Here is a 6,218-nt window from a genome sequence, read left to right as displayed (position 1 = left end):
AGCAGGATGTCGCGGCTTACATGAAGTACTACAACCTGGATCGACTGCACTCTACGAACGGTGATTTATCACCGGTGGAGTACGAGAAATTAGCAAATTAATGTGTCCGGTTTTGTTGACCAGAACACTCGGACGACATGAACGATGGCGGTATTTATATGTATACCGCGACGGATCGCGTTGTGTTTGAACGGGGAGAAGAGGAATTTAACTGCGAGCAGATCGCTCTGGAAGATATTGATGCACAGGTATTTTCTGAAATTATGCGAGATGTGGACCTGTTTGTTTCGGTAGCCAGTGTGGGGAATGACCCTGATTGGAGAGAATATCAAGAGCGCCCTGACTTTTACGAGTGCCCAGGCTTTGGTGAGCTGAGTGAAGCGGATTCCGTGCGTCGCGATGTCCTGAAAGCAATTATTCCGAAACTGAAAATTGCCAGGCAACTGGAGGTTGATGGGCGTTTCCTGATTGTGCAGGGAAAAAGAACTCGCTACAAAATCCACCTCCGATCGACAAATATTCTGATGGAGCCAAATAATCAGTATCTCTGCGTCGTTGACGGAGTCAAGGCGAAGTTGCCCCTGTTGCCATTCGATGATGATCGAGCCCTGGCGTTGATTTTATCCAAGGCGCTTTTGCTGGCCGCTGATGACAAAATCAAGGATCAGACAATCCTGTCGCAGTTGCCGCCATTACCGGAGAAAAAATAATGGGTATACGACTACCTGCAATAGACCAAACCCTGACGGGCAAGTACCTCTCCGAGATATGGCTGAATTTTGAGTCGGAAATCATCACTGTCAGAGAGCTGATCAAACAGCGCGTTGCTGTAGAGTTTTCGAAACGCAGTGAGACTCCTGCTGTATTCGTTCCTGATGTTAATGAAGCTGCCCACAATGGTGAAGAAACCTCTGGAACCCGGCTCGAACAATTTCAAAACGATGCGTTGTCTGCGTTCAAAAATAATGGCTTCTTCTTGCTGTTTGACGACCGTCAGTTAACTGAATTGGGTGAAGAAATCTGTATCACTCAGGACAGTCGGATAATGTTTGTGCAAGTTGTACCGCTGATTGGTGGATGATTGATCCTCTACTAAATAACTCGGTTATAAATGGGGGGATTACACAATCAACCCATAGGAAATGCCCGATGGAGCGGCTGTTCCGTAGCCTGAAAAGCGAGTGGACCCCGGATACCTAGTATCACTCACTGACGGAAGTAAAAATGGATATTGGCCGTTATCTGATGGGGTATTACAACCAGCAACGGCCATATACTGGGAATGATGGAATCACTCCTCACGTCGCAGAAGAAAAACTTAAAACCGTGTCCGGAATTCAAAATGCCTGACAAGGCCAGTCAGCAGAATGCTGCGGCGTTGGTATTTCAGGAGTGGGGTTCAGGACATCTCAACAAATTCAGAGAAGAATCACTCCCTCAAACACCACCCACAAAAAAAGCCTGCCGTTATGGCAGGCTTTTATGCAGGCTTGGCTGGTCACTCAGCTGGGTTTCCCCGATCAACTGCAGCAATAAAGTCAAATAGCGGATCATGACGGCCTCCTGAGGCTAGCCCTGTTAAAACAAGATTAGCTCAGGAACGGCGTTCCGCTGCTTTAACGGCTGATTAGTTGTTCTGCAGCAGGTTTTTCAGCAAGCGCGGATTGCTGACGACCAGGTTGCAACCTGGTTTCAGTTGCGGCTGACCACTGACATCGGACAGCAAGCAACCGGCTTCGGAAGCGATCAGACTACCAGCTTGCAGCGCGAACTCATCAACATTGCTCAGCAAAACGCCCTGGAAACGGTCAGCGGCAACATAAGCCAGTGACAGGGCGTTGGAGCCGATGTTGCGGAGGTCGTAGGTTTTGCTCATCAGCTTCATCAGGCGTTCGCGCTGGCTGAAGGCTTCTTCGCCGGTACCCACTGGCTGGGTGTAACCAATGATAGCGTCAGCCAGGGCAACGGTGCTGCCGCAGCGAATACGACGGTTGTTAGCCTGGGTGCCACGACCACGGGAAGCAGAGAATTCGTCACCATTGATCGGGTTGGTGATGATCGCATGTTCGGTTTTGCCATTGATCTGGCAAGCAATAATGATGGCGAAAGCAGGAATGCCGACGCGGAAGTTGGCGATGTCATCGATAACGCAAACAGACCAGGTAGGTTGCTTTTCCACACCCGCATTGAGGCCGGTTTCGCGACCACGGTAGTTATGCTCTGGATAGGCTTTTTTCAGATCAAAAATAATCGCTTTTTCCAGGCCGATGGAACAATCGGCGATAAACTTTGCTTTTTCCTGATCGGTGGACTGGGAAGAGTCAAAACGGTCCAGGCGGCGGACCAGGTCTTCACCCGCATTGCGCGCAGCACGCAATGCCAAGTTAACCATTGGCTGCATTTCGATAACTATCTCTTAAAGAACGGGGAACCGGCGATTATATCAGGATAGTGGCTTCTGTCGATGCCTGTTTGATACACTTTCGCGCCCTGAATTTTGACTCAAGCGTATCAAAGCCTGATGCGATACTGAGGAAGCGTTTTGACAGACAACAACCAAAGCACTGCTGACGGCGGTGCCGAGACAGTCAGCCAGACCGGGCTGCCGATGCTGGATGCCATTGATATTGTGATGGTGAATACCACCCACGCCGGTAATATTGGCGCTGCAGCACGGGCGATGAAAAACATGGGTATCGGCCAGCTGGTGCTGGTTGATCCGATTGCGGCGATTGATGATGAAGCGATTGCCCGGGCTTCCCGTGCTGATGATGTGTTGCATCGGGTTCGTATCGTTGCCACGCTGGAAGAAGCCATTGCAGACTCCGCGCTGGTGGTGGGTACCAGTGCCCGCAGTCGCCATATTCCCTGGCCATTGATGACGCCGCGCCAGTGCGGCAGCAGTGTTGCCCGGGTTGCTAATACCGGTAGCCGGGTGTCGTTGGTGTTTGGCCGTGAATCCCGTGGCCTGACCAATGAAGAGCTGCATCTGTGCCATGCTCACGTACATATTCCGACCGAAGAAAGCTTCTCATCGCTCAACGTGGCGCAGGCGATTCAGGTGCTGTGTTACGAAATGCGGCTGGCGGCGATTGAAGCCGCAGCCCAGGCAGGTACCCAGCTACAGTCTGAATCTGCGCCTGTGATGGGGCAACGCTGGGGTGTCGACTGGGATCACCCTCCGGCAACACACCAACAGCTGAACGGTATGATCCAGCATCTTGAAGAAACCCTGGTTGATATCGGCTTTCTGGACCCCAATACACCAAAGCAACTGATGACCCGTATCCGTCGCCTGTTTCAGCGCGCCGAGCCGGATCAGATGGAAATCAATATTTTGCGGGGCATGTTTGCGTCAGTTCGACAGCAAGCCCGGCAACTGCAGACGCAACAAAAAAAACAGGCGTCAGCAGCGACGTCAGCGCCGGAACAGGACGCTGACCATAAATAGCAAGCGAGGGTAGTCACATTGATTCTGAAGCAACTGCGTGAAGATGTAGCGTGCGTATTCGAACGCGACCCGGCGGCGCGTAACACCTTTGAGGTGCTCACCACCTATCCCGGCGTCCATGCGATCCTGCATTACCGGCTGGCCAACGCCCTCTGGCGTCGAGGTTTCAAATGGCTGGCGCGGGTTTTATCAACTTTCAGCCGCTGGATGACGGGCATCGAAATTCATCCGGGTGCCACCATTGGCCAGCGATTCTTTATTGACCACGGCATGGGCGTGGTGATTGGCGAAACCGCCGAAATCGGCAACGACTGTACCCTTTACCACGGCGTGACCCTCGGTGGTACCAGCTGGAACAAGGGCAAGCGTCACCCGACCCTGCAAGATGGCGTGGTGGTGGGTGCCGGTGCCAAGGTGCTGGGTCCGATTGTGGTTGGTAAGGATGCCCGCATCGGCTCCAACGCTGTTGTTACCAAGGCGGTACCGGAAGGCGCTACAGTGGTGGGTATCCCGGGTCGCATTGTGCGGGTTAACGGCAAGAAAAAACCGCTTTCGGAAGGTACGGTGCGGATGGCTGAAAAACTCGGCTTTGACGCCTATGGCATTTCCAACGACATGCCGGACCCTATCGCCCGTTCGATTCATAATATGATGGAGCACATGGACGCGGTCGACAGCAAGATTGACCGCATGTGCAAGGCGATGAGTGAAATTGGTGTGCGTAATTGTGATGACGCATTGCCAGAACTTGAGCGTGAAGACTTTGTCAGTCTGGCTGCCGTAGACGAGAACGATACTGATGAAAGCGCTGCAACCGAAAGTGTTGCAGCGTCTGACTCAGACACGGCAGAGCAGGCCTCTCGTTCGTAATTAATTGAGCTGGTCGTTTTTTCAACACAAGTCGGGTTTAAACTTGACTGAATTAGTAGGAAATAAACATAATGCGGCCAGCACGAAGAGGGTTTGATATGAGACTGACTACCAAAGGCCGCTATGCGGTGACGGCCATGCTGGATCTGGCCATCCATGCAGAAGACGGCCCGGTGAGCCTGAACGACATCTCCGGTCGTCAGGGAATTTCCCTGTCCTATCTGGAGCAGCTGTTTGCCCGCTTGCGCCGCTGTGGGCTGGTATCCAGCGTGCGTGGCCCGGGTGGTGGTTATCAGCTGAGCCGGGCAACGCCGGAAATCAATGTTGCCGAAATTGTTGATGCAGTGAATGAGTCGATGGATGCCACCCGCTGTAATAAGCAGGGTAACTGTCAGGAAGGTTTCGAGTGCCTGACCCATCACCTGTGGCTCGATTTGAGTGACCAGATTCACGAGTTTCTGGAAAAGATCAGCCTTGAACAGCTGATCAGTCGTAATGAAATCCAGCAAACTGCGCGTCGCCAGGATGGCAACAACGACAATCGCATCGAAGCCTTTCTGAGCGAAGCCGCTGTTAACGGCTAGTTTGTCCGCGAATACAAGGCGCTAACCGCAAGGCGCGATCAGCCATTGGCTGCTCATTAGCCCCTTGCACTCACAGGCAGAGTGGAGACAATGACCCGCTCTGCCTGTTTGATTTTGGGAATCTGCATGAAAACTCTCTATCTGGACTATGCCGCCACCACGCCGGTGGACCCTGCGGTGGCTGAAGCCATGACGGCTTGTCTGACCATGGACGGCAATTTTGCCAACCCGGCTTCACGTTCACACCGGTTTGGCTGGCAGGCGGAAGCCGCGGTAGAGAAGGCGCGACGTCAGGTGGCAGATTTGCTGGCGGCAGACCCGCGTGAAATTGTCTGGACCTCCGGCGCCACCGAAAGTGACAATCTGGCGCTGAAGGGGGTGGTCGAATACCTTCGCAGTCATGACCCCGGTCGCCGCTGTCACATCATCAGCTCCTGTATTGAACACAAGGCGATTCTCGATACCCTCAAATGGCTGCAGCAACAGGGTGTTGACGTCACCTTGCTGAGCCCGGATGCCGACGGTCTGATTCATCCACAGCAAGTGGCGGACGCCCTGCGTGATGACACTGTGCTGGTGTCGCTGATGGCGGTCAATAACGAACTGGGCACGGTTACAGACATCGCCGCGATTGGCGCCTTGCTGAAAAGTCATGCGGCGCTGTTGCACGTTGATGCCGCTCAGGCGGTGGGCAAGGTAGCCTGCAATGTGAATGTCTGGGGCGCGGATCTGGTATCGCTGTCGGCCCACAAGTTTTATGGTCCCAAGGGTGTCGGCGCCTTGTATGTCAGGCGCCAGCCGTTGGCTCACGTCGCGGCGCAAATGCACGGTGGTGGTCATGAGCGCGGTATGCGTTCCGGTACCTTGCCGACGCATCAGCTGGTGGGGATGGGAGAAGCGGCAGCGCTGGCCGCGGCGAATTTTGAAGCCGATGTCATCAAGCTGTCGGCTTTGCGCGACAAGCTGGAAAACGCCTTGCTCGATCTGGGTGGCGTGTACGTCAATGGCCATCGTCAGCAGCGTTCTCCGGCCCATATGAACCTGTCGTTTGATGGCCTGGATGGCGAAATCCTGCTGGCGTCGCTGGCGCAGGTGGCCGTGTCATCCGGTTCGGCCTGTACTTCGGCCAGTGTTGAGCCTTCCTATGTATTAAAGGCGATTGGTCGTAGCGATGCGCTGGCTCATGCGGGCCTGCGTTTCAGCCTGGGCCGGTTTGTCACTGACGAAGACATCGACTTTGCCATTGAACACGTCAGCCGGGTCGTCAAGGCACTGCGCAAATAACACACTCAAATACGCCGGGCCAACAAACT

At 53.8% G+C, this 6,218-nt stretch carries 8 protein-coding genes and 1 pseudogene; 8 read left to right on the top strand and 1 reads right to left on the bottom strand.

Annotated features, from left to right (window positions below; translation table 11 throughout):
• The 4 genes and pseudogenes from K6123_RS16885 to K6123_RS23245 all read left to right on the top strand — a co-directional run.
• The coding region (locus tag K6123_RS16885) for an IS3 family transposase (protein WP_221799887.1) at positions 1-101 on the top strand (101 nt) is incomplete at its 5' end.
• 36 nt (positions 102-137) lie between these two features.
• Complete coding sequence (locus K6123_RS16880; RefSeq protein WP_221799861.1) at positions 138-710, top strand: DUF7737 domain-containing protein; 573 nt, start codon at positions 138-140, stop codon at positions 708-710.
• The gene (locus K6123_RS16875; protein WP_221799859.1) at positions 710-1,081 is read left to right on the top strand and encodes a hypothetical protein; all 372 of its coding nucleotides are present in this window, start codon (positions 710-712) and stop codon (positions 1,079-1,081) included. The genes K6123_RS16880 and K6123_RS16875 overlap by 1 nt, the downstream gene beginning before the upstream one ends.
• A 38-nt stretch (positions 1,082-1,119) precedes the next feature.
• A pseudogene (locus K6123_RS23245) lies at positions 1,120-1,350 on the top strand (IS3 family transposase); the annotation flags it as partial.
• A gap of 277 nt (positions 1,351-1,627) precedes the next feature.
• Here K6123_RS23245 and K6123_RS16870 read toward each other — a convergent pair.
• A complete protein-coding gene (locus K6123_RS16870) occupies positions 1,628-2,392 on the bottom strand; it encodes an inositol monophosphatase family protein (protein WP_221799857.1) in 765 nt (254 codons plus the stop codon).
• Positions 2,393-2,542: 150 nt separating this feature from the next.
• Between K6123_RS16870 and K6123_RS16865 the strand changes: the two genes are divergently transcribed.
• From K6123_RS16865 to K6123_RS16850, 4 genes are all read left to right on the top strand, one after another.
• On the top strand, positions 2,543-3,451 hold the full coding sequence (locus tag K6123_RS16865) for an RNA methyltransferase (RefSeq protein ID WP_343224008.1): 909 nt from the start codon (positions 2,543-2,545) through the stop codon (positions 3,449-3,451).
• 21 nt (positions 3,452-3,472) lie between these two features.
• A complete protein-coding gene (gene cysE, locus K6123_RS16860) occupies positions 3,473-4,321 on the top strand; it encodes a serine O-acetyltransferase (protein ID WP_221799883.1) in 849 nt (282 codons plus the stop codon).
• 98 nt (positions 4,322-4,419) lie between these two features.
• Positions 4,420-4,905: a Fe-S cluster assembly transcriptional regulator IscR gene (iscR, locus tag K6123_RS16855; protein WP_221799855.1), complete on the top strand. Its 486-nt coding sequence runs from the start codon at positions 4,420-4,422 to the stop codon at positions 4,903-4,905.
• A 126-nt stretch (positions 4,906-5,031) separates the two neighbouring features.
• Entirely contained in the window at positions 5,032-6,189 is a 1,158-nt protein-coding gene (locus K6123_RS16850; RefSeq protein ID WP_221799854.1) for an aminotransferase class V-fold PLP-dependent enzyme, read from the top strand.
• Positions 6,190-6,218: the final 29 nt, after the last annotated feature.

The sequence above is a fragment of the Oceanobacter mangrovi genome, from assembly GCF_019740315.1.
GTDB lineage: Bacteria > Pseudomonadota > Gammaproteobacteria > Pseudomonadales > Oceanobacteraceae > Oceanobacter > Oceanobacter mangrovi.
This window is presented reverse-complemented; position numbering and strand designations above follow the sequence as displayed.

What these genes read in the sequence shown, in the direction of transcription:
- K6123_RS16880 (WP_221799861.1), top strand. Translation starts at nt 138, where the DNA reads ATGAACGATGGCGGTATTTATATGTATACCGCGACGGATCGCGTTGTG.
- K6123_RS16875 (WP_221799859.1), top strand. Translation starts at nt 710, where the DNA reads ATGGGTATACGACTACCTGCAATAGACCAAACCCTGACGGGCAAGTAC.
- K6123_RS16870 (WP_221799857.1), bottom strand. Translation starts at nt 2,392, where the DNA reads ATGGTTAACTTGGCATTGCGTGCTGCGCGCAATGCGGGTGAAGACCTG.
- iscR (WP_221799855.1), top strand. Translation starts at nt 4,420, where the DNA reads ATGAGACTGACTACCAAAGGCCGCTATGCGGTGACGGCCATGCTGGAT.
- K6123_RS16850 (WP_221799854.1), top strand. Translation starts at nt 5,032, where the DNA reads ATGAAAACTCTCTATCTGGACTATGCCGCCACCACGCCGGTGGACCCT.